General features: G+C 66.1%; 20 protein-coding genes, 1 tRNA gene and 1 pseudogene. 3 read left to right on the top strand and 19 right to left on the bottom strand.

Translation table 11 applies throughout. The features are described 5' to 3' along the window. Window positions 1-88: 88 nt before the first annotated feature. From C2862_RS26000 to C2862_RS00745, 9 genes and pseudogenes are all read right to left on the bottom strand, one after another. Window positions 89-181, bottom strand: a complete 93-nt coding sequence (locus C2862_RS26000; protein WP_373888240.1) for a PEP-CTERM sorting domain-containing protein — start codon at window positions 179-181, stop codon at window positions 89-91. Between the two features lie 148 nt (window positions 182-329). Further along, window positions 330-1064: pseudogene (locus C2862_RS25995) on the bottom strand (hypothetical protein); the annotation flags it as partial. A gap of 203 nt (window positions 1065-1267) precedes the next feature. Further along, window positions 1268-2662 carry a sensor histidine kinase gene (locus tag C2862_RS00775; RefSeq protein ID WP_168709969.1) on the bottom strand — a complete coding sequence of 465 codons (1395 nt, stop codon included), beginning with the start codon at window positions 2660-2662 and terminating at the stop codon, window positions 1268-1270. Beyond that, window positions 2659-3324 carry a response regulator transcription factor gene (locus C2862_RS00770; RefSeq protein WP_136218206.1) on the bottom strand — a complete coding sequence of 222 codons (666 nt, stop codon included), beginning with the start codon at window positions 3322-3324 and terminating at the stop codon, window positions 2659-2661. The genes C2862_RS00775 and C2862_RS00770 overlap by 4 nt, the downstream gene beginning before the upstream one ends. 25 nt (window positions 3325-3349) lie before the next feature. Next, on the bottom strand, window positions 3350-3994 hold the full coding sequence (locus tag C2862_RS00765) for a hypothetical protein (RefSeq protein ID WP_136218205.1): 645 nt from the start codon (window positions 3992-3994) through the stop codon (window positions 3350-3352). Between the two features lie 26 nt (window positions 3995-4020). Further along, entirely contained in the window at window positions 4021-4818 is a 798-nt protein-coding gene (locus C2862_RS00760; protein WP_136218204.1) for an SDR family oxidoreductase, read from the bottom strand. Between the two features lie 2 nt (window positions 4819-4820). Continuing rightward, on the bottom strand, window positions 4821-5492 hold the full coding sequence (locus tag C2862_RS00755) for a TenA family transcriptional regulator (protein WP_136218203.1): 672 nt from the start codon (window positions 5490-5492) through the stop codon (window positions 4821-4823). Next, the gene (locus C2862_RS00750; RefSeq protein WP_136218202.1) at window positions 5489-6967 is read right to left on the bottom strand and encodes an AMP-binding protein; all 1479 of its coding nucleotides are present in this window, start codon (window positions 6965-6967) and stop codon (window positions 5489-5491) included. Before C2862_RS00750 ends, C2862_RS00755 begins: the two co-directional genes overlap by 4 nt. Beyond that, window positions 6912-7571, bottom strand: a complete 660-nt coding sequence (locus C2862_RS00745; protein ID WP_136218201.1) for a thermostable hemolysin — start codon at window positions 7569-7571, stop codon at window positions 6912-6914. The genes C2862_RS00750 and C2862_RS00745 overlap by 56 nt, the downstream gene beginning before the upstream one ends. A 187-nt stretch (window positions 7572-7758) precedes the next feature. On the opposite strand from C2862_RS00745, the gene C2862_RS00740 reads away from it, so the two are divergent. Continuing rightward, window positions 7759-8103 carry a hypothetical protein gene (locus C2862_RS00740; protein ID WP_136218200.1) on the top strand — a complete coding sequence of 115 codons (345 nt, stop codon included), beginning with the start codon at window positions 7759-7761 and terminating at the stop codon, window positions 8101-8103. A 115-nt stretch (window positions 8104-8218) separates the two neighbouring features. On the opposite strand, the gene C2862_RS00735 is transcribed toward C2862_RS00740, so the two are convergent. The 5 genes from C2862_RS00735 to C2862_RS00715 all read right to left on the bottom strand — a co-directional run bounded on the left by C2862_RS00735 (window position 8219) and on the right by C2862_RS00715 (window position 11268). Continuing rightward, on the bottom strand, window positions 8219-9034 hold the full coding sequence (locus tag C2862_RS00735) for a formate/nitrite transporter family protein (protein WP_136218199.1): 816 nt from the start codon (window positions 9032-9034) through the stop codon (window positions 8219-8221). A 113-nt stretch (window positions 9035-9147) separates the two neighbouring features. Next, window positions 9148-9222, bottom strand: a tRNA-Val gene (locus tag C2862_RS00730). Between the two features lie 39 nt (window positions 9223-9261). Beyond that, window positions 9262-9969, bottom strand: a complete 708-nt coding sequence (dnaQ, locus tag C2862_RS00725; protein ID WP_136218198.1) for a DNA polymerase III subunit epsilon — start codon at window positions 9967-9969, stop codon at window positions 9262-9264. A 65-nt stretch (window positions 9970-10034) separates the two neighbouring features. Continuing rightward, the gene (gene rnhA / locus C2862_RS00720) at window positions 10035-10472 is read right to left on the bottom strand and encodes a ribonuclease HI (protein ID WP_136218197.1); all 438 of its coding nucleotides are present in this window, start codon (window positions 10470-10472) and stop codon (window positions 10035-10037) included. Window positions 10473-10494: 22 nt separating this feature from the next. Next, window positions 10495-11268: a class I SAM-dependent methyltransferase gene (locus C2862_RS00715; RefSeq protein ID WP_136218196.1), complete on the bottom strand. Its 774-nt coding sequence runs from the start codon at window positions 11266-11268 to the stop codon at window positions 10495-10497. 11 nt (window positions 11269-11279) lie between these two features. Here C2862_RS00715 and gloB point away from each other — a divergent pair, with 11 nt between their 5' ends. Continuing rightward, complete coding sequence (gloB, locus tag C2862_RS00710) at window positions 11280-12104, top strand: hydroxyacylglutathione hydrolase (protein ID WP_136218195.1); 825 nt, start codon at window positions 11280-11282, stop codon at window positions 12102-12104. A 197-nt stretch (window positions 12105-12301) separates the two neighbouring features. Here gloB and aceB read toward each other — a convergent pair whose 3' ends face one another. After that, window positions 12302-13891 (bottom strand): malate synthase A, encoded by a 1590-nt coding sequence (aceB, locus tag C2862_RS00705; RefSeq protein WP_136218194.1) that lies wholly within the window; start codon window positions 13889-13891, stop codon window positions 12302-12304. Between the two features lie 176 nt (window positions 13892-14067). Between aceB and C2862_RS00700 the strand changes: the two genes are divergently transcribed. Then, complete coding sequence (locus tag C2862_RS00700; RefSeq protein WP_136218193.1) at window positions 14068-14997, top strand: LysR family transcriptional regulator; 930 nt, start codon at window positions 14068-14070, stop codon at window positions 14995-14997. Window positions 14998-15080: 83 nt separating this feature from the next. On the opposite strand, the gene C2862_RS00695 is transcribed toward C2862_RS00700, so the two are convergent. The 4 genes from C2862_RS00695 to C2862_RS00680 form a co-directional block, all read right to left on the bottom strand. Further along, the gene (locus C2862_RS00695) at window positions 15081-15284 is read right to left on the bottom strand and encodes a cold-shock protein (protein ID WP_036231758.1); all 204 of its coding nucleotides are present in this window, start codon (window positions 15282-15284) and stop codon (window positions 15081-15083) included. A 311-nt stretch (window positions 15285-15595) separates the two neighbouring features. Next, on the bottom strand, window positions 15596-15940 hold the full coding sequence (locus C2862_RS00690) for an Hpt domain-containing protein (protein WP_229467231.1): 345 nt from the start codon (window positions 15938-15940) through the stop codon (window positions 15596-15598). Window positions 15941-15976: 36 nt separating this feature from the next. Next, window positions 15977-16627: a uracil phosphoribosyltransferase gene (gene upp, locus C2862_RS00685; RefSeq protein ID WP_136218429.1), complete on the bottom strand. Its 651-nt coding sequence runs from the start codon at window positions 16625-16627 to the stop codon at window positions 15977-15979. A gap of 100 nt (window positions 16628-16727) precedes the next feature. Beyond that, window positions 16728-18410, bottom strand: coding sequence for an isovaleryl-CoA dehydrogenase (locus C2862_RS00680; protein WP_136218191.1), 1683 nt, complete (start codon window positions 18408-18410; stop codon window positions 16728-16730). Between the last annotated feature and the right edge of the window lie 76 nt (window positions 18411-18486).

Genomic DNA, 18486 nt, shown 5'->3' with positions numbered 1-18486 from the left:
GCCGCGCATGGCGGCCTCGGATCTAGCTTACGTGCGGAGCAGCCCATTCGAGGGGCGCAGACTTGATTTGCATCAAACACATACAAAGTCATAGGGCGTGCGCTCTCGCCCTTACACAGGACCAGGCCCCCAGCAGGCTCGAGGCCAGCGCCAGCATCAGGATCCGCGACGGTTCCGGCACCGGTGGAATGGCGTCGAGCAGTACGGTGTCGTAGCAGAACACGCCCGCGGTCGCATGCGTGCGCCAGAACCTGTCCCCGGTTGTTGATGTCGCTGGCCGAGGTCAATAGAAGTTCCGCGCCCGGGTCGACGAAGCTGTTCAGGTCGACCCGGGTCCCGTCGGCATACAGGAAGGCGCGGTTGTCCATGGTGCCGACCACCTGCCCCAGGTCGTTGATGTCGTAAGCGAAGCCGTTCGCGGCCTGCGGCGTCAGGTCGGTGACCGACGTGCCGTCGTAGAGCAAGGCGTGAAGTCGGCCGTCGAGCGTCGTGCCGTAGCCGCTGACCCAGCCGGCCTCGTTGATCGATCCGCCCAGGACATGCGGGCCGCCCAGGGCCGGCAGGTCGTTCAGCTCCCCGTTGCTGTACACGGCGGTGCGGCTGCCCTGCCCCGGCGGAAAATACTCGACCAGGATGTCGCCGCGCTCGTTGATGGCGCCGGCCACGCTGTTCGGCGGACCGAAGACCTCGGCATGACCGTCCCTGATCACCATCGCCCGTTCATCCGGCGCCTGGGCGGTGATGTCGCCGCGGTCGTTAATGGCAATCGCCCTCGCGGCGCCGTATTCCGTCGTCAGGTCACGCGTGCGGCCGGAAGCGTAGAGGAAGGAATGCAGCTGCCCCCCGGCCGTGGTCGAGGTGCCGACGGCTTCGCCCAGGTTGTTGATCGCGGCGATCCGGGTGCTTCCGCCCCCGAGTCCGGTGACGCCCTGCGGCTCCGGCCCGCCGTCGATGCTGGCCACCTCGAACGGAATCTCGGGTCCGGCGTAGTTGACGGCATACTGCCCCGCATCGTTCAGGGAAAACGCATACCCATACTTACCGCTGACAACCGTCACTTGCATCGGGGAAGTAGGCACGAGCGCAGCCAGCGCCGGCGTGGAGGCAAGCGCCGCCATCCAGACCAAAGTCCAACCGAGTTTCATCGTGTGACCTCCTGCCGGTGCCGCGGCACCGCATCAGGATACCGATTCTGGCACGGCGCAACGAAAAACCCCGTAGCAATAGGCTTAATTTGGTTTCGGAATGCGACGAGGCCCGCTCGCCGCTAGGCCTGAGTTGCGGGCAGGGACACCTCGACCACCGTACCCTGACTGTTGCCCTTTGGAACGATCCTGATCGGCGCCTGGTGCTGGTCGGCGATTTCCTTGACGATCGCCAGGCCCAGGCCGTGGCCGCCGGGCGCGGCGCCGCGCAGGCGGTAATACGGCGTGAACAGCCTGGCCACTTCGTCCTCGGGGATCGGCACGCCGTCGTTGGCAACCGAGAGCAGCACGCGCTCGCCGGCCGGCGCGAGCCGCACCTCGATCTCGCCATCGGGGGCGCCATGCATCGAGGCGTTGTCGATGAGGTTCTGCAGGAGGCGCCGCAGTTGCGAGGGTTCGCCCCAGACCGGGCAGTCGCTCTCCGCGTCCAGGCTGATGGCCTGGCCCCTGCGTTCGAGCAGGGGATCGACGGCGCCGATCACGTCCTGGCAGACCTCCAGCATCGACACGCGCCGAGGCGCGTAGTCGTCGCTGCGCGCGCTGAGGCGGCTCAGGGTCAGGAGCTGCTCTGCCAGGCTGCTGGTACGGCGCGCCCCTGCCAGCGCTTGCGCCAGCGCAGCGCCCCGCTCCGACTCGTCGTGCGAGCGCAGCGCGTTTTCGAGATGCAGCTGGAGCGCGGCGATCGGGGTACGGATCTCGTGGGCGGCGGCGTCGATGAAGCGCTGTTCGCGTTCGAAGGCCGCCTTGATGCGGTCGAGCAGGTGGTTCAGTTCGGTGACGATCGGCGCCAGCTCGGCCGGGGTTGCCGGCAAGCGCACCGGATCAAGCGAATCGGGCGTACGCGCCGCGATGCGCGCCGCCAGTTCCTTCAGCGGCCGGGTACTGCGCACCAGCACGATATTGACCGCGGCCAGCATCAGCAGGCCGCCGAGGATCATCGGCGCGATGATCGACTTGCCGACGTAGTCGGCCATTTCGCGCCTGACCTCCTCCTTCTCCGCAGTGAGCACCCAGATGTGCCCGGAGCGCAGCGCAAACACCTCCCACAAGGTGCTGCCGACGGCGTGCGTACTGAAACCGGGCTGCAAGGGTGCGAGCGCCTCCTGCGGCGCGGAAGCCGATTTCGCCAGCAGCTTGCCGTCGTCGCGCCACACCTGGAAGGCGATCTTGGTTTCGTAACGGTGGCCGAAGGCCTCGTCCTCGTTTTCACCCGCGGTTTCCAGCTCCGGCGGCAGCGTGATGACGATAGGCCGGGTCAGGGTCGCGGTCGACAACTGCTGCGCCACCAGCGCCTCCAGCACGCGCGCCGAAGTGGCCAGGCGGGCGCTGAACAGTTCTTCGGACTCGTGGCGCGCCACCAGGTGCGCCACGACGCCGATGCCGCCGAAGATCAGCACCATGCACGCCAGGGTGGCGGCGACCAGGCGCCGGCGGCCGGAGTAGATGCGGCCTGTCATGCGCCGACGTCCCCGAGGCGGTAGCCGACCCCGCGGATGGTCTTGACGACGGCCGGCGCGAGCTTCTTGCGCAGGTGGTGGACGTGGACGTCGATGGTGTTGCTTTCGGCCCCCTCGCCCCAGCCGTACAGCGATTCCTCCAGCTGGGCGCGGCTGAAGACGCGCAGCGGATTGTCCGCCAGCTGCTTGAGCAGCATGAATTCGAGCCGCTGCAGCTCGACCGGCTCGCCATGCCAGGACGCGCGCAGGCTTTCCAGGTCGAGCACCAAGGCACCCTGCTCGATCCGGTTCACCGGGCGCCCCCCATGGCGGCGCGTGACGACCCGCAGGCGCGCCAGCAGCTCGTCGAGCTCGAAGGGCTTGACCAGGTAGTCGTCGGCGCCGAGATCGAGCCCGAGGACGCGGTCGCGCATCGCGTCGCGCGCCGACAGGATCAGGACCGGCAGGCCATTGCCGCCAGCGCGTAGCTGGCGCAGCACCTCGGTGCCGTCGATGCCGGGCAGGCCGAGGTCGAGGATGGCCAGGTCGAAGGCGTTGTCGCGTAGCGCCGCCAGCGCGGAGCCGCCGTCGCGCACGTGCTCGACCGTGTAGTGGGCACGGCGCAGCGCCACCAGCAAGCCGCTGGCGAGCAGCGCGTCGTCCTCGATCAGCAGCAGCCTCAAGGCCGCATCCTAGTCTGCATGTCGCTTATTTCCTTTGCTGGGCTATCTTGTCGAGCAATTGCGCGATCTCGCCGCGGCGGCCGTCGTCGGCCAGCTTGCGGCCGGCACGCGCCGGCGCTTGCATGGCCTTGCGCAGGAAACGCTCGGCCCCATCGAAGTCGCCCTTGCGGTACAGGTAGTCGCCGTAAAAATAATTCGGGTCGATGCCGTCCGGATTGGCCGCCAGGCCCTTTTTCAGGAATTCCTGCGCCTTGGCGTCGTCGCCGAAGCCGATCGGCCAGCCGGGCACCTGGTAGTATAGCGAACCCAGGCTCGTATAGGCCGATCCGGCGAGCGCGGCCGGGTTAATCGACAGCGCCTGCTCGAGGTTCTTCTTGGCATCCTTCACGTACTTCAGCGCGCCGAGCCCGCCTTTCGCGCCGGCATAGGTCGACTCGATGATGGCATGCCAGATGAGGATGTCGGCACTGTTCGGGTTGCGCGCAAGGACTTGCTCGCTTTCGGCCACGAGCCGCTCGAAACCCTGTTCCTGCTTCGGCGCAGGAGTTTGATACTTTACCTGTTCCCAGCTTTGCTGCAGGTGGGCGACGTCCTCGTTGACGCCGGCCCATGCCGGCGAGATCATCACGGCGGCCGCCAGGGCCGTAAGCCACGCGGATCGGTATTTCATCGTTTTCTCCTTGTTGACGGGTCGGGTTAGCGGGGCAGGTATTTGCGGATCTGGCCCAGCTGCTTGCGGATCGCGTTCTCGGGGATCCCCGGCAGCAGCTTGTTGACGAGCACGAAAAAGCGTTCCGAGCCGCCCAGCGTGCGCTCGGCCGCGGTGCCGGCCAGGAAGGCCATGAAAGCGTCAGCGACCGCCTCGGGCGTGTCCTCGTTGGTGCGCAGCGCCGTGTTCATGCGGTTGACGGCCGCGCTGTTAATCGCGGTGCGTGTAGCGCGCGGCGAGAAATGGCGCACCGCGACCGCGGTGTCGGCCAGTTCGCGCCGCAGCGACTGCGAAAAGCCCGCCAGGCCGGCCTTGGCGGCGCCGTAGGCGGCAAAACCGGGATAGCCGAGCGAGCCGAACACGGAACCGATGTTCACGACCTGGGCCGCAGGGACCGCGTGCAACAGGGGCAGCAAGGTGCGCGTGAGCAGCATGGGCGCCACCAGGTTGGTCTCGATCTGGGCGCGGATGGCGGCGGCGGGCTGGGTCTCGAAGGCGTGGAAGCTGCTGATGCCGGCGTTGTTCACCAGCAGGTTGATGCCCCCGCTGTCGCGCGCGCAGGCGGCGATCGCATCGAGTGTGGCCTGCTCGCACAGGTCGCCACTGACGATGCGCACCTGGCATCCCTGCAGGCCGCCGGCCAGCGCCTCGAGCGCGTTCCGGTTACGCCCGACCAGGATCAGCAGCGCGCAGCGCGGCGCCAGGCGCTCGGCGATCGCCGCGCCGATGCCGCCGCTGGCGCCGGTCAGGACGGCGCGGTATGGCTGGGTGTCGTTCTGCGCCATTTCTACGCTCCCGCAAACAGTTGTTCGCCGCGCGGCAGGCTGCGGAAGACGTTGCCGTACAAGCCGTACATCATGCGCGCCATGTGGACCACCGCCTCGCGGTCGGCTGCGTCCTCGAGCCGGTTCATCAGGCCTTCGAAAAACTTGACGTGGTCGAGGTCGAGGCTGCCGTGGGAACTCAGGTAGCTGAAGGCCTCGGGCGGCAGCGCCAGCGCGGAGCGCATGGTGTCGGCGGCGTGGGTGGCCAGCGCGGTGCTGGTGCCCTCCAGCACGTGCACCATGCCGAAGAAGGCGACCGGATTGCCTCGGTCGATTTGATGGTAGGCATAGGCGACCATCAGTTCGGTGCTGGCATGCGGACGTGCATGGCGTACCGCTTCGGCATCGCCGCCGCAGGCGCGGATATCGGACAGGATCCACTCCTGGTGGCCGACTTCCTCCTCGATGTATTCGGCGATCGCTTCGCGCAGCCATTCATGGCGGGCGTCGAGGCGGCTGCCGCAGGCCATCAGGAGCGGCACGGTATGCTTCACGTGATGATAGGCCTGGCCCAGGAAGGCGATGTACTGGGAAGTGATCACCTTGCCCTGCAGCGCATCCTGGATGATGGGGATGGAGAACATATCCTGGCGTTGCGGCTCGGTCGCCGCCTGCAATTGTTCGAAGAAGTTCACGGGTTCGACTCCGGTTGGGTAAAGAGGGATGCGATCTCGTTCGCATACTGGGTGCGGATGGCCTCGCGCTTGAGGCGGCCGTTCGGGGTCAGCAAGCCGTTCGCCGGCAGGAAGGGCGGCACTGCCCGCCAGCGCTGGATGCGCGCGTAATCCGGCAAGCTGGCGTTGGCGCGCTCTACCGCGGCCTGCAGGGCCGCCGCGTCGACGCCCGGCCCGGCCGGCACCAGCAGCGCGCCCAGCCATGGCTGGGCCTCGCCGACGACGATCGCCTGGGCGACGGCGCCGGTGCCCGTAAGGACCGCTTCCGGCCATTCGGGCGAGACGTTGCGCCCGAAGCCGGTGATCAGGATGTCCTTCTTGCGGCCGTCGATGAACAGGAAGCCCTCCTCGTCGAGGTGGCCGAGGTCGCCCGTGGCGAGCCAGCCTTCTTCCCTGGACACCGCCTCCAGGCCCAGGTAGCGCGCAGCGCAGTCCTGCACCAGGATTTCGCCGTCGGCGGCGATCGCCACCTGCCGGTGCGCCAGCGGCCGGCCGACGCTGCCGTCGCGTTCGGCGCCCGGCAGGTTCAGCGCGACCACCGAGGCGCACTCGGACAGCCCGTAGCCTTCGAACACCGGCAAACCGAGCGCGCGCGCCGCCGCCAGCAGCTGGGGCGGCATCTTGCCGCCGCCGACGGCGACGAAGCGCAGGCTGCGCAGGCGCGGGTCGCCGGGCCTGCTTGCCGCGACGAGCGCCTGCAGCATCTGCGGCACCAGCGTGACGCTGTGCGCCTCGTAGCGCGCGATCGCGTCGAGACAGGCCTGCGGGTCGAAAGCGCTGGCCCCGCGCATGCCTACTTCCGCCAAGGGTGGACAGATCGTCGTCGCGCCGCTGAGCAGCGCCGTGTACGGTCCGGCGATATTCTCGAGCAGGACCGCGAACGGCAGCACGCACAGGTGGCGTTCCAGCTGCAGCGGGGCGACGCCGGCGCGCAGCGCGCCGGCGACCTCCCACTGCTGCTCGGTGATCAGGCAGACGCCCTTCGGCGCCGAAGTCGTGCCCGAGGTGAATGTCAGTTTCTGCACACCATCGAGGGCGGCGCGTGCCGGTTCGCGGCTCGTTTCGCACAAGGCGAGTGGTCCGCCGCCGTCGACGAGCCCGTCGAAACCGAGCGCGGCGCCCTGCGCCGGATCGGCGCAGTACAGCGCGCCCATGCCGCTTTGCGCGATGACGTGCATCCATTGCTCGGGTGTGAAAAAGAGCGGCAGCGGCACCAGGGTCAGGCCCAGCATCTGGGTGGCCAGGTCCACCACCAGCCACTCGGGCGAGTTGTCGGCCAGGATGCCGACCGGCGCCCGCGGCCGGGCGCGCGCTTCGAGCGCGGCGCCGGCCTGGCGGACGCGCTCGGCCAGCGCCGCGCGGTCGAGTTCGTGGGAGCCGTCAGTCAGCAGGACGGAATGAACGGGTAGCGAGTCGAGCAAGTTCTGAATAGCCATATTGGATGTCACCAAACATTACCTGTGGATGGGTTGCGTAATAGGTGCCCCAGTGGCGGCCGCCGCCCGGGAGCCGCGCCGGATCGGCGGGGGCCAGCACCTGCGGCCGCAACTGGAGGCGGCCAAAGGAATTGAGCAGGCTGGTGGTCGCGGTGAAGGCGACCATGTGCAGGCCCATGTCGTGCAGCAGCGTAGTGGTACCGATGATCAGGGCGCGCGCCGCTCCGGGATGGCTCGCCGCCAGGTTGCCGACCTCGACGATTTCGGCCCGCGCGAGCGGACGCTCGAGGCGGGCGCCGATTTCCCCTTCGATCGGGCCGTCGAGGTACTGCTCGAGAAAGACGGGACCGTCGGCCGCCAGCGAATAGCCGAGCGCCGCGGCCCAGGCGCCGGTGGCGTCGCGGTAGCCGACCAGGGTGTCGCTGAAATGATCGATGTGCGCGCCGTAGCTTTCGAGGAAGGCGGCGGCGATGTAGGCCTCGAGCTCCGCCCTGCCCGCTGCTCCGCGGGGGAAGCGTTCGAGCACGGGCCGCTGCGGGCGCGGCCTGCGGACCGGCGCCCTGCCGTCGGCCTGCGGCCCTGCAAAATGGATGGTATCCGGCATGCTGGTTGCAGTAAATGTTTCAATGCTTCAAGCCTATGCACCCAACATTAAGTGCAGATTAAGCGCACGGCCGACCTCGGCCGGCGGCGCGCGAACGGCCGCCGGGCGCCGCTTGACAGGCGGCGCGCGATGACCAATAGTTTGTCTACGCGGACGACACTTTTCGTAGCCAACCGGGAGCACGACCATGAAAACCGGAACGATCGATCGGATGCGCATTCTTGCGCTGCTGCTGGCGGCCGGGCTGGCCGCCTGCGCGCCGATGCGGCAAGATCAGGACCACCAGCGCCACCATCGTGGCCAGCAGTCCGCCGGGCGAGAAATGGGCGCCGGCATGACCGGTGGCGCCGCCGCGGGCATGACCGGCAGCATGGGGCCGATGGACAAGGAAGCAATGTGCGCGCGCTACCGCGGGATGCGCGACGCCCCGGACGAGCAGGCGCGGCAAGCCATGATGCACAAGGAGATGGGCGCGATGTCGCCCGAGATGCGCCAGCGGCACATGGAAATGATGCGCAAGCAATGCCAGTGACGGGGGGACGCCGTCCGCACTCGGCAGGCCGGCGGCGGGCCTGCGCACCCGCGCTGCGGGTCGCCTGCGCTGATCCGCTTTCGTTCTGCCCGGCCGGCCGGCGAACTGCCTGCCCTCATTCGCGCCCGGTGCGATAGATGAGATGGTAGACGAGACCTACTAGCACGCCGCCACCGACAAGATTTCCCAGCAAGACCGGAAACAGGTTGCCCAGGAAACCTGCCCAGGTGATCGCAGGTACGGCGTCGACCGTTCCGACGGCCTGCAACAGCATGGCCATCGGGATCAGGTACATGTTGGCGACGCTGTGCTCGAAGCCGGCTGCGACAAACGCCGAGATTGGCACCACGATGGCCACGACCTTGTCGACGACGCTGCGCCCCGCCAGCGCCATCCACACCGCCAGGCAGACCAGGGCATTGCACAGGATGCCCCTGAAGAAAGCAGTCCAGAATGGCATGCCGGTCTTGGCGGCGGCAATAGCCAGGTATTCCTTGGCGATCGCGTTCCCGTTCGCTTCCGGATGGCGCGCCAGGACGACCAGCAGCGCCAGCCCGAGCGCACCGGCGAAGTTGCCGGCGCACACGATCGCCCAGCTGCGCAGGAGTTCGCGCATCGTGATCTTCCCGTCGGCCCAGGCCATCACCAGCAGGTTGTTACCGGTGAACAGCTCGGCACCCGCGACGATCACCAAGATCAGGCCGGAGGCGAAGGCCATGCCGCCGAGCACCTGCCTGAGCGCGTATCCCAGACTCGGATCGGACCTGACGATGACGAAGTACAGCGCTCCCAGACCGATGAAGGCGCCCGCCAGCACGCCCAGCATCAGCATCGACAGCAGCGGCAGCCGCGCCTTGGCGACGCCGACCGTCTCCACCCGCTCGGCGATTTCCCTGGGCGAGTATGCATCGAATCCGAACAGCTCGGGCATGGCCGGTCCTTCCTGCGGATGCTGTATCGACCGTCATGCTACGCCTTGTGGCAGCTGAAGTGCGGAAAAGCGCAAATGAAAAAGGCCAGCGTGTAAGCTGGCCTTTCGAATTCTGGTGGGAAGTGCAAGTTTCGAACTTGCGACCCCTGCAGTGTGAATGCAGTGCTCTACCCCTGAGCTAACCTCCCTGACAACGAGGAGTATTATGCCAAAAACTTTCTCTACCGTCAAACCTTTGGCGAATAATTTCTCCAAACACATTCGCCCTTGACGCCCTTGTCGAGGCCGGCCAGCACCTCTTCGTGGAATGCCAGTTCGTCGGCGCTGGCCGAGACGACGATGATCTCGCCCAGCGGCACGGCCTCGAGCTCGATGCCGCCGCCGCTGCTTTCGACCTCAACGTCCATCGACAGCGAGTTCTGGCCGCGCGTCATCGCGAGGTAGACGTCGGCCAGCAGTTCGGAGTCGAGCAGTGCGCCGTGCAGCTTGCGGTGGGCGTTCGAGACGCCGTAGCGGTCGCACAGCGCGTCCAGCGAGTTGCGCTTACCCGGGTGCATTTCCTTGGCATTGACCAGGGTGTCGATCACGCCGCTGCAATGCGAGACGAAGCTCGGCTTGCCGAGGCGCTGGAATTCGGCGTTCAGGAAGCCAAGGTCGAACGGGGCGTTGTGGATGATGACTTCGGCGCCGTCGACGTAGGCGATCAGCTCGTCGATGATCTCGTGGAATTTCGGCTTGTCGCTCAGGAATTCCGTGGTCAGGCCGTGCACCGCGAGCGCGGCCTCGTCGGACTCGCGCTCGGGGTTGATGTAGCGGTGGTAGTTGTTGCCGGTCAGCGTGCGGTTGACCAGCTCGACGCAGCCGATCTCGATGACGCGGTCGCCGGTTCGTGGGTTCAGGCCGGTGGTTTCGGTATCGAGGACAATCTGGCGCATGGCGTTTTTACTGTTCGGCTAATTAATCAAAAGCAAGCCAGCAGTATAGCGCATGCGCCCCGAAATCAGCGTCGTACGGTGGTCACACCGCGGTTCGCCAGCACGTCGGCGCGCTCGTTGCCCGGATGGCCGTTGTGGCCGCGCACCCAGCGCCATTCCACCGCGTGCTGCTGCTGGGCTGCGTCGAGCGCCTTCCACAGGTCGTCGTTCTTGACCGGCTCTTTCGCCGCCGTCTTCCAGCCGCGCGCCTTCCAGCCGTGGATCCACTCCGAAATGCCTTTCTGCACGTACTGGCTGTCGGTGTGCAGCACGACTTCGCAGGGACGGTTCAGCACGCCCAGGGCTTCGATCACGGCCTTCAGTTCCATGCGGTTGTTGGTCGTGTTCAGTTCGCCGCCGAAGATTTCCTTCTCGTGACCGTCGGCCACCAGCAGCGCGCCCCAACCGCCGGCGCCGGGATTGCCCTTGCAGGCGCCATCGGTAAAAATTTCTACTTTCGTCATGCTGCCGGCGTTCCTTGTTTCTCTATTCTCGGTTGGTTGCGGGAACCGCCTGCGGCGCCCGGCTCGTCTTCTTGTTCCACGCCGGCCCGATCAGGTGCATGCCTTTCACGCGCTTGACCGCGTGTACGATGTAGACGGCGCCGAGGTAGGGCCACCATTTCTGTCCTGCCCCTTCCATCATCGCAAAGCGGTTGATCCACTGGGTCGTGCGAAACGGTGGCGCGTAACAGCCGAAATGGCTGCGTGTGACGCCAAGATTCAACAATTTTAACCAGTCTTTCATGCGGGGCATAGAGATGAATTCGCCTGCCGCCGGCAGGTAGCCGCTGCGCGTGACCTTGCCCAGGCCCTGGCGCACGCCCCACAGACTGGCCGGATTGAAGCCGCAGATGATCACCTGCCCTTCCGGGATCAGCACGCGCTCGACTTCGCGCAGCACCTGGTGCGGCTCGGCGGCGAACTCGAGCACGTGCGGCAGCACCACCAGGTCCAGGCTTTGCGAGGCGAAGGGCAGCTCGGCGAAATCGAGGGCGACGGCGATCTGCTTGCCGCTGGCGGCGATCTCGAGTTCATCGGAGGTCGAGGTACGCGTTGCCGCCTGCCACTTGTTTGGCATACGGTTGGCAGCCAGTGCATCGATCTGCGGCACGCCGATCTGAACCGCGTTGTAGCCGAAGATGTCGGCCGTCAGCTCATCCAGGCAGGCTTGCTCGAAGGCGCGCACGTAGGCGCCCGCCGGTGAAAGCAGCCATTCGTCGAGCGCTATAATGGATTTTTCGGACGCAGCGCTATCCATGCCACCCTCTTATGCAAACTGAGCAAAATACCAGCGGCGAGCACGCCGCGCGTAATGATTTGAGTGTCCTGACCGTGCCGGCGTTCAAGGATAATTATCTTTGGCTGATCCATGACGGGTCGAACGCCGCCGTGGTCGACCCCGGCGACGCCGCCCCGATCTTCCAGGCCCTCGAAGAACACGGCCTGACTCTTACCGCCATTTTACTCACCCATCACCATAACGACCACATTGGTGGCGTGCCGGCCCTGCAGGGCCGTTTCGACGTGCCCGTATTCGGCCCGCGCAGCGACGGGATTGCCGAGGTCACCCATCCCTTGAGTGAAGGCGACCGGGTGACCGTGCCGGGCCTAGGCCTGGAATTCGCGGTACTGGACGTGCCCGGCCACACCCTCGGCCATATCGCCTACGTGCGCAAGACGCCGGGCCTGCACTGGCTGTTCTGCGGCGACACCCTGTTCGCGGGCGGCTGCGGCCGCCTGTTCGAGGGCACGCCGGAGCAGATGTCCGCCTCGCTCGACAAGCTGGCCGCCCTGCCCGAGGATACCGAAGTGTATTGTGCGCACGAATATACGCTGTCGAACCTGCGCTTCGCGCAAGCCGTCGAGCCCGGCAACGAAGCACTGGCCCTGCGGGTGCGCGACGAGAGCGCGAAACGTGCCCAGGATGTGCCGACGGTGCCGTCGAGCATCGGCCTGGAGCGCAGTACCAATCCTTTCATCCGTTACCGCGAGCCGGCGATCGCCGAGTCCCTGCTTGCAGCGGGCAAGCTGGAACCTGGCGCTAGCCCGGTGCAGGCGTTTGCCGCCCTGCGTGAGTGGAAAAACGTGTTCTAAGGTGGCACTGCCGGCCTCGCGTGGCTACCCCGTCCCCTCGGACCTGGTGGCCCATCGCCGGCGTGTGCATAGTCGCGCGCGCGATTTTGCGGTGTCGCTTCCGTTGGTTAGTTACGTTTTTGAGAAGCGGACGATACACTCGCCATAAAAAGAGCGCCGTCGCGATGACGGCGCCTCTTTTTGCTGCCTGAGCCCGATCAGATTTCTTCGTACAGCGGCAGCGTCAGGAATTCCGCGAACTGCTCCGAGGTGGACATCTCTTCGAAGATCTGCGCGGCGCGGGCATAGCTCGGGTTGTCGCCGTTGGGCGCCGCCTCCTTGGCCTTGGCCAGCTCTTCCGGAATCATCGCGCGCACCATCTCGGCGGTCACCTTGCGGCCGTCTTCCAGCACGCCCTTCGGCGAGCGGATCCACTGCCACACTTGCGAGCGGCTGATCTCGGCGGTGGCGGCGTCTTCCATCAGGTTGTGGATCGGCACGCAGCCATTGCCGGCCAGCCAGGCGCCCAGGTAGTGGATGCCGACATTGATGTTGTAGCGCAGGCCGGCTTCGGTGATCGGCGCTTCCGGCTTGAAGTCGAGCAGTTGCGCAGCCGTCACCTCGACGTCGTCGCGTTGCTTCTCGATCTGGTTCGGTTTGTCGCCGAGCACCTTCTTGAATTCGGTCATGGCCAGCTCGACCAGGCCGGGGTGGGCAACCCAGCCGCCGTCGTAGCCGTCGGTCGCATCGCGCGCCTTGTCGGCACGCACCCCGCCCATGGCGACTTCGTTCTTTTCCGGATCGTTCTTGATGGGAATGAGGGCCGCCATGCCGCCGATCGCCGGCGCGCCGCGCTTGTGGCAGGTCTTCAGCAGCAGCAAGGCGTAGGCGCGCATGAAGGGCGCGGTCATCGTCACCTTCGGGCGGTCGGCCAGGCAGAAGTCTTTGTCGTTCTTGAATTTCTTAATGCAGGAGAAGATGTAATCCCAGCGGCCCGCGTTCAGGCCGGCGCTGTGTTCACGCAGCTCGTACAGGATCTCGTCCATCTCGAAGGCGGCCACGATGGTTTCGATCAGCACGGTCGCCTTGATCGTGCCGCGCGGCAGGCCGAGCGCTTCCTGGGTGGCGATGAAGATCTCGTTCCAGAGGCGCGCCTCCAGGTGCGATTCCATCTTCGGCAGGTAGAAGTAAGGACCGGCGCCGCGTGCCAGTTGCTCCTTGGCGTTGTGGAACATGAACAGGGCGAAATCGAAGATGCCGCCCGATACACGCTTGCCGTCGACCAGCACGTGCTTTTCGTCCAGGTGCCATCCGCGCGGACGCACGACCAGGGTCGCGACCTTGTCGTTGAGCTTGTAGGTCTTGCCGTTCTGTTCAAGCGCAATCGTGCCGCGCACGGCATCACGCATGTTGATCTGCCCGGTAATCTGGTTGTCCCAGTTCGGCGTATTCGAATCCTCGAAGTCGGTCATGTAGCTGTCGGCGCCCGAATTCAGTGCGTTGATGACCATCTTGCGCTCGACCGGGCCGGTGATCTCGACGCGGCGGCATTCCAGTGCCTGCGGGATCGGCGAGATCTTCCAGTCGCCATCGCGGATGTGCTTGGTCTCGGCCAGGAAATCCGGGCGCTCGCCGGCGTCCAGGCGCTTGGCGCGTTCGACGCGGGCGGCCAGCAGTTCCTGGCGGCGCGGCTCGAATTTGCGGGTCAGCATCGCGACCAGTTCGAGCGCATCAAGAGTGAGGATCTGTTCGAAACCGGGCTTGATCTCGGCCGTGATTTCCAGGCCTTGCGGGGTGGCGATGGTCATGTGGAACTCCTTGTAATGGATGATCGTGCGGGATGATCGTGCGATGCAGCGTCAGCGCCCAGTATAGGGCAGCTTGGCGTTTGTCATATCATCAAGTATATTCAACAGAAAGTAGCGGAACGATACATTTATGCATTTCATTTGTGCGTAAATGTCATAGATGAATCAGGAGCGGCGTGGGCAAATTCAGGGAGATCTCGACCTTCGTCGAGGTGGTAGCGCGGGGAAGTTTGTCGGCGGCGGCGCGGGCGGAAGGCATCGCGCCGGCCATGATCGGACGCCGCCTGGACGCGCTGGAGGCGCGGCTCGGCGTCAAGCTGCTGCAGCGCACCACCCGGCGCCTCGCCCTCACCGACGAAGGCGCTGCTTTTCTCGAGGATTGCCAGCGCATCCTGGCCGAGATGGATGAAGCCGAGGCGGCGGTATCGGAGCGCAGCGCGCATGCCAAGGGCCACCTGCTGATATCGGCCCCGGCCGGCTTCGGAAGGCGCCACGTTGCCCCTCTCCTCCCCTCTTTCCTGGCCGAGCATCGCGACGTGACGGTCAACCTGAACCTGAACGACCGCGTGGTGGACGTGGTCGGCGAAGGCGTCGATGTGGCGATCCGCATCGCCAGCCTGGGCGACTCGAACCTGGTGGGCGTCAAACTGGCCGATAACGCGCGCGTGGTGGTCGCCAGCCCCGCTTACCTGAAGCGCCACGGCACGCCGCGCACCCTGGCCGACCTGCCCCGCCACAACTGCCTGGCGATCAGCAGCGAAGGCAGCCAGCGCGGCTGGACCTTCCGCGATCACCAGAAAACCGTGACTCTGAAGGTCGCCGGGAACATGGTCTGCAACGACGGCGAAGTGCTGCTCGACTGGGCTTTGGACGGCAAGGGACTGGCCTGGCGCTCGATGTGGGAAGTGGGCGCGCAGATCGAGGCGGGGAAGCTGGTGACCGTGCTGGACGCTTATGCGGCGCCCGGCAACGATATTTATGCGGTATTTGCCCAGCGGCGCCATTTGCCGCTGCGGATCAGGGCCTTTGTCGACTTCCTGCGGCGGGCTTATGCGCAGCCTGATTATTGGCGCGCGGAAAGTGAACTGGGTGTCGAGCTCTCCTAAGCGGACACGGCTGTTCGGAAACGACAGACGAAAAAAATCCCCGGCATGCCGAGGATTTTTTCATCGTGATACAGCGGCTGGAATTACAGCGGCTGGATGTTCGATGCTTGTTTGCCCTTAGGACCCGAGGTCACGTCGAACGAGACGCGCTGGTTCTCTTGCAGGGACTTGAAGCCTTGGGTCTGGATAGCCGAGAAGTGCGCGAACAGATCTTCGCCGCCTTCATCAGGGGTGATGAAGCCGAAGCCCTTCGAGTCGTTAAACCATTTAACAATGCCAGTTGCCATTACAATTTCCTATTTCAGTTAAGTGGGCTTGCGCCCGTTTATGATCGTTTGAAGAAGCAAGAAAGAAATGACAGACAGACTGCACTACTAGCTCGAACCCAACGATCCCGTATTATACCGAATAAAACAGCCTACAAGCAGTTTTCGCAAAATAAAAACGGAGGCTGCGTAACAATGCCGTGTACCAACTATTTACCGGCTGAATCTGCCTCTGCTACGCACTCCGATTTGCATCGGCACAGGAAGAATATAGGTCATCGATGCTGATCAAGTTTGCGATGGATCAAACGGCTCGACGCTAGACCCTTGGTTCAGGGCAACAGCGAAAACGCGGCGCTGTGATAAGCGGGCTGGGGCGCTGCCAAACCGCCGCGGACAAATTCGTCCAGCGAGGCCAGCCAGGCGCGCCAGTCGTCGGCACCGACGTGTTCGAAGGCGGTCAGCACGCGCAGGCGCTGCTCGAGGGCGCGCGCGCCCTGCCCCAGCTCGCGAAAGCCGAAGGTGACGGCGGCGCCCGCCAGCGCATGCAGCAGCGACTGCAGCTCGGCCGCCAGCGCGGCGCTGGGCGCGCCCGGATCGAAGCCGCTGCCGGCCTGGCCCAGGCGCCGCAGCGTGTCCGGCAGGCCGGCGCGAAAGTCCGCGTTCGCCTGCGTCAAGCGGACAAAGAAGTCCGCATCCACCGGCCCCGGCATTTATTTGGTACCGAAGATGCGGTCGCCGGCGTCGCCCAGGCCGGGGACGATATAGGCGTGCTCGTTCAGGTGCGAGTCGAGCGAGGCCACGTACAGCTTCACGTTCGGATGGGCGTCGTGGAAGACCTTGACCCCTTCGGGCGCCGCGACCAGGGCCAGGAAGATGATCTGGTCGTCGCGCACGCCGCGCTTCTTGAGCACGTCGACCGCGTGCACGGCCGAATTACCGGTCGCGACCATCGGGTCGCACAGGATGAAGGTGCGCTCCGAGGTGTCCGGCAGGCGCACCAGGTACTCGACCGGTTCGTGGGTGTCGGGGTCGCGGTAGACGCCGATGTGGCCCACGCGCGCCGACGGCACCAGCTCCAGCAGGCCGTCGCTCATGCCGATGCCGGCACGCAGGATCGGCACGATCGCCAGCTTCTTGCCGGCGATGACGGGCGCGTCGATGGTGACCAGCGGGGTCTGGATCGGACGCGTGGTCAGCGGCAGGTCGCGCGTGATCTCGTAGCCCATCAAGAGCGTGATCTCCTTGAGCAGCTCGCGGAAGGTGCGGGTCGAGGTGTCGTGCTCGCGCATGTGCGACAGCTTGTGCTGGATCAGCGGGTGGTTCAGGATGTAGAGGCTGGGGAAGCGCGGGTCTTGTTTCATGGTCGACATAGGAGATTTCTTCGGTTGATGCGGGGAGCGGTGCTCGTAACCTGCCATTATCGCAAGCGCGGGCGGTTTTGTCGCGCTCCGCCTGCAGAATTTATTCCGGGAGCGCCAGCGCCCGCGCCAGGATCGCCTCGAAGTCGAGATTCGAAGGCAGCCGCCCGAAGGCGCCGCCCACGTCCTGCTCGATGCGCGAGGCCACAAAAGCGTCGGATACGTAGCCCGGCGCATGCTGGATCAGCAGCGCGGCCTGGACCGCGACCACCAGGCGCTCGGCCAGGCGGCGCGCACCGGCTTCGTCGGCCTGCGCCATGTCGTCCCCGAGCTGCTGCACGAAACGCGCGAAGCGCGCATCGCGCCGCGCGGCCGGCGCCAGCTCGGCCTCCAGCGCCGCGCGCGCCGCTTCAGGCGCCTTGCCGAGCGCGCGCAGCACGTCCAGGCACATCACGTTGCCGGAGCCTTCCCAGATCGAATTGACGGGGAATTCGCGGTACAGGCGCGCCAGCGGGCCGTCCTCGACATAGCCGTTGCCGCCCATGACTTCCATCGCTTCGGCGCCGAAGGCCGGGCCGCGCTTGCACAGCCAGTACTTGCCGGCCGGGGTCAGGAGGCGCCCCAGCGCGCTTTCGATCGGATCGTCCGGCTTGTCGAAGCAGCGCGCCAGGCGCAGCGCGAACGCGGTGGCCGCTTCCGATTCCAGCGCCAGGTCGGCCAGCACGTTGCGCATGAGCGGCTGCTGCGCCAGCGGCTTGCCGAAGGCGGCGCGGCCGCGCGCATGGTTCAGCGCATGGCACAGGGCCGCGCGCATGATGCCGGCGGTCCCGACCACGCAGTCGAGGCGGGTGTGGCTGCCCATCTCGAGGATGGTCGGGATGCCGCGCCCGACCGGCCCCACCAGCCAGCCGATGGCGTCGCAGAACTCGACCTCGGACGAGGCATTCGAGCGGTTGCCCAGCTTGTCCTTCAGGCGCTGGACGCGGATCGCATTGCGGCTGCCGTCGGGCAGGTAACGGGGCACGAAGAAGCAGGAGAGCCCGGCACTGCCTGTTTCGTCGGTCTGGGCCAGGATCAGGTGGGCGTCCGACTGCGGCGCCGAAAAGAACCACTTGTGGCCGACGATGCGCCAGGCGCCTTCGCCCTCCGGGCCCAGGCGCAGGTTGGCTTCGCGCGGCAGCATCTCGGTCGCGCGCGTGGTGTTGGCGCGCACGTCGGTACCGCCCTGCTTTTCCGTCATGCCCATGCCGATCAGGGCGCCGCGCTTCTGCTCCACCGGCAGCGAGCGCGGGTCGTATTCATTGGAGAGGATCTTCGGCAGCCAGCGTTCGGCGATGCGGGGCGCATGGCGCAGCGCCGGCACCGCGGCATAGGTCATCGTCACCGGACACTGGGCGCCGTTCTCGACCTGCCCGAACAGCAGATAGGCGGCGGCGCGCGCGACCTGGGCACCGGGGCGCGGATCGGCCCAGGGCGCGGAATGGGCGCCGGCGCCGATCATCAGGGTCATCAGCTCGTGCCAGGCCGGATGGAATTCGACCTCGTCGACGCGGCGGCCGCTGCGGTCGAAGGAGACCAGGCGCGGACCGTTGCTGTTGGCCAGGCGCGCCAGGTCGAGCACGTCGGCCCGGCCCAGGCGCGCACCGAGGGCGTCGAGCCGCTCGCGCGCCCAGCCGGCGCCTTCGCGCTCAAGGCCTTCGCGCAGCGCCGGGTCGCAGCGCAGCAGGTTGACGCCGCCGAAGGGCGGCGCCTGGTTGAAGACGTCGTGCGTATCGAAGGGATTCATCGCGGCTCCTCGCTGGTCGGCCCATCTGGTCTATAATGTTGCGCAAAAGCATCAAAGTGCACGCCTGTGCTTTCTC

This window comes from Massilia sp. Mn16-1_5, from assembly GCF_004798585.1.
Lineage (GTDB): Bacteria > Pseudomonadota > Gammaproteobacteria > Burkholderiales > Burkholderiaceae_D > Telluria.
This window is presented reverse-complemented; position numbering and strand designations above follow the sequence as displayed.

Bases quoted from the DNA above. Each gene is read 5' to 3' on its own strand.
- rnhA (WP_136218197.1), bottom strand. From the start codon at position 10,472: ATGACGAAAGTAGAAATTTTTACCGATGGCGCCTGCAAGGGCAATCCC.
- C2862_RS00775 (WP_168709969.1), bottom strand. From the start codon at position 2,662: ATGACAGGCCGCATCTACTCCGGCCGCCGGCGCCTGGTCGCCGCCACC.
- C2862_RS00760 (WP_136218204.1), bottom strand. From the start codon at position 4,818: ATGGCGCAGAACGACACCCAGCCATACCGCGCCGTCCTGACCGGCGCC.
- dnaQ (WP_136218198.1), bottom strand. From the start codon at position 9,969: ATGCGCCAGATTGTCCTCGATACCGAAACCACCGGCCTGAACCCACGA.
- C2862_RS00680 (WP_136218191.1), bottom strand. From the start codon at position 18,410: ATGAATCCCTTCGATACGCACGACGTCTTCAACCAGGCGCCGCCCTTC.
- gloB (WP_136218195.1), top strand. From the start codon at position 11,280: ATGCAAACTGAGCAAAATACCAGCGGCGAGCACGCCGCGCGTAATGAT.
- aceB (WP_136218194.1), bottom strand. From the start codon at position 13,891: ATGACCATCGCCACCCCGCAAGGCCTGGAAATCACGGCCGAGATCAAG.
- C2862_RS00735 (WP_136218199.1), bottom strand. From the start codon at position 9,034: ATGCCCGAGCTGTTCGGATTCGATGCATACTCGCCCAGGGAAATCGCC.
- C2862_RS00765 (WP_136218205.1), bottom strand. From the start codon at position 3,994: ATGAAATACCGATCCGCGTGGCTTACGGCCCTGGCGGCCGCCGTGATG.
- upp (WP_136218429.1), bottom strand. From the start codon at position 16,627: ATGAAACAAGACCCGCGCTTCCCCAGCCTCTACATCCTGAACCACCCG.
- C2862_RS00695 (WP_036231758.1), bottom strand. From the start codon at position 15,284: ATGGCAACTGGCATTGTTAAATGGTTTAACGACTCGAAGGGCTTCGGC.
- C2862_RS00750 (WP_136218202.1), bottom strand. From the start codon at position 6,967: ATGGCTATTCAGAACTTGCTCGACTCGCTACCCGTTCATTCCGTCCTG.
- C2862_RS00740 (WP_136218200.1), top strand. From the start codon at position 7,759: ATGAAAACCGGAACGATCGATCGGATGCGCATTCTTGCGCTGCTGCTG.
- C2862_RS00715 (WP_136218196.1), bottom strand. From the start codon at position 11,268: ATGGATAGCGCTGCGTCCGAAAAATCCATTATAGCGCTCGACGAATGG.
- C2862_RS00745 (WP_136218201.1), bottom strand. From the start codon at position 7,571: ATGCCGGATACCATCCATTTTGCAGGGCCGCAGGCCGACGGCAGGGCG.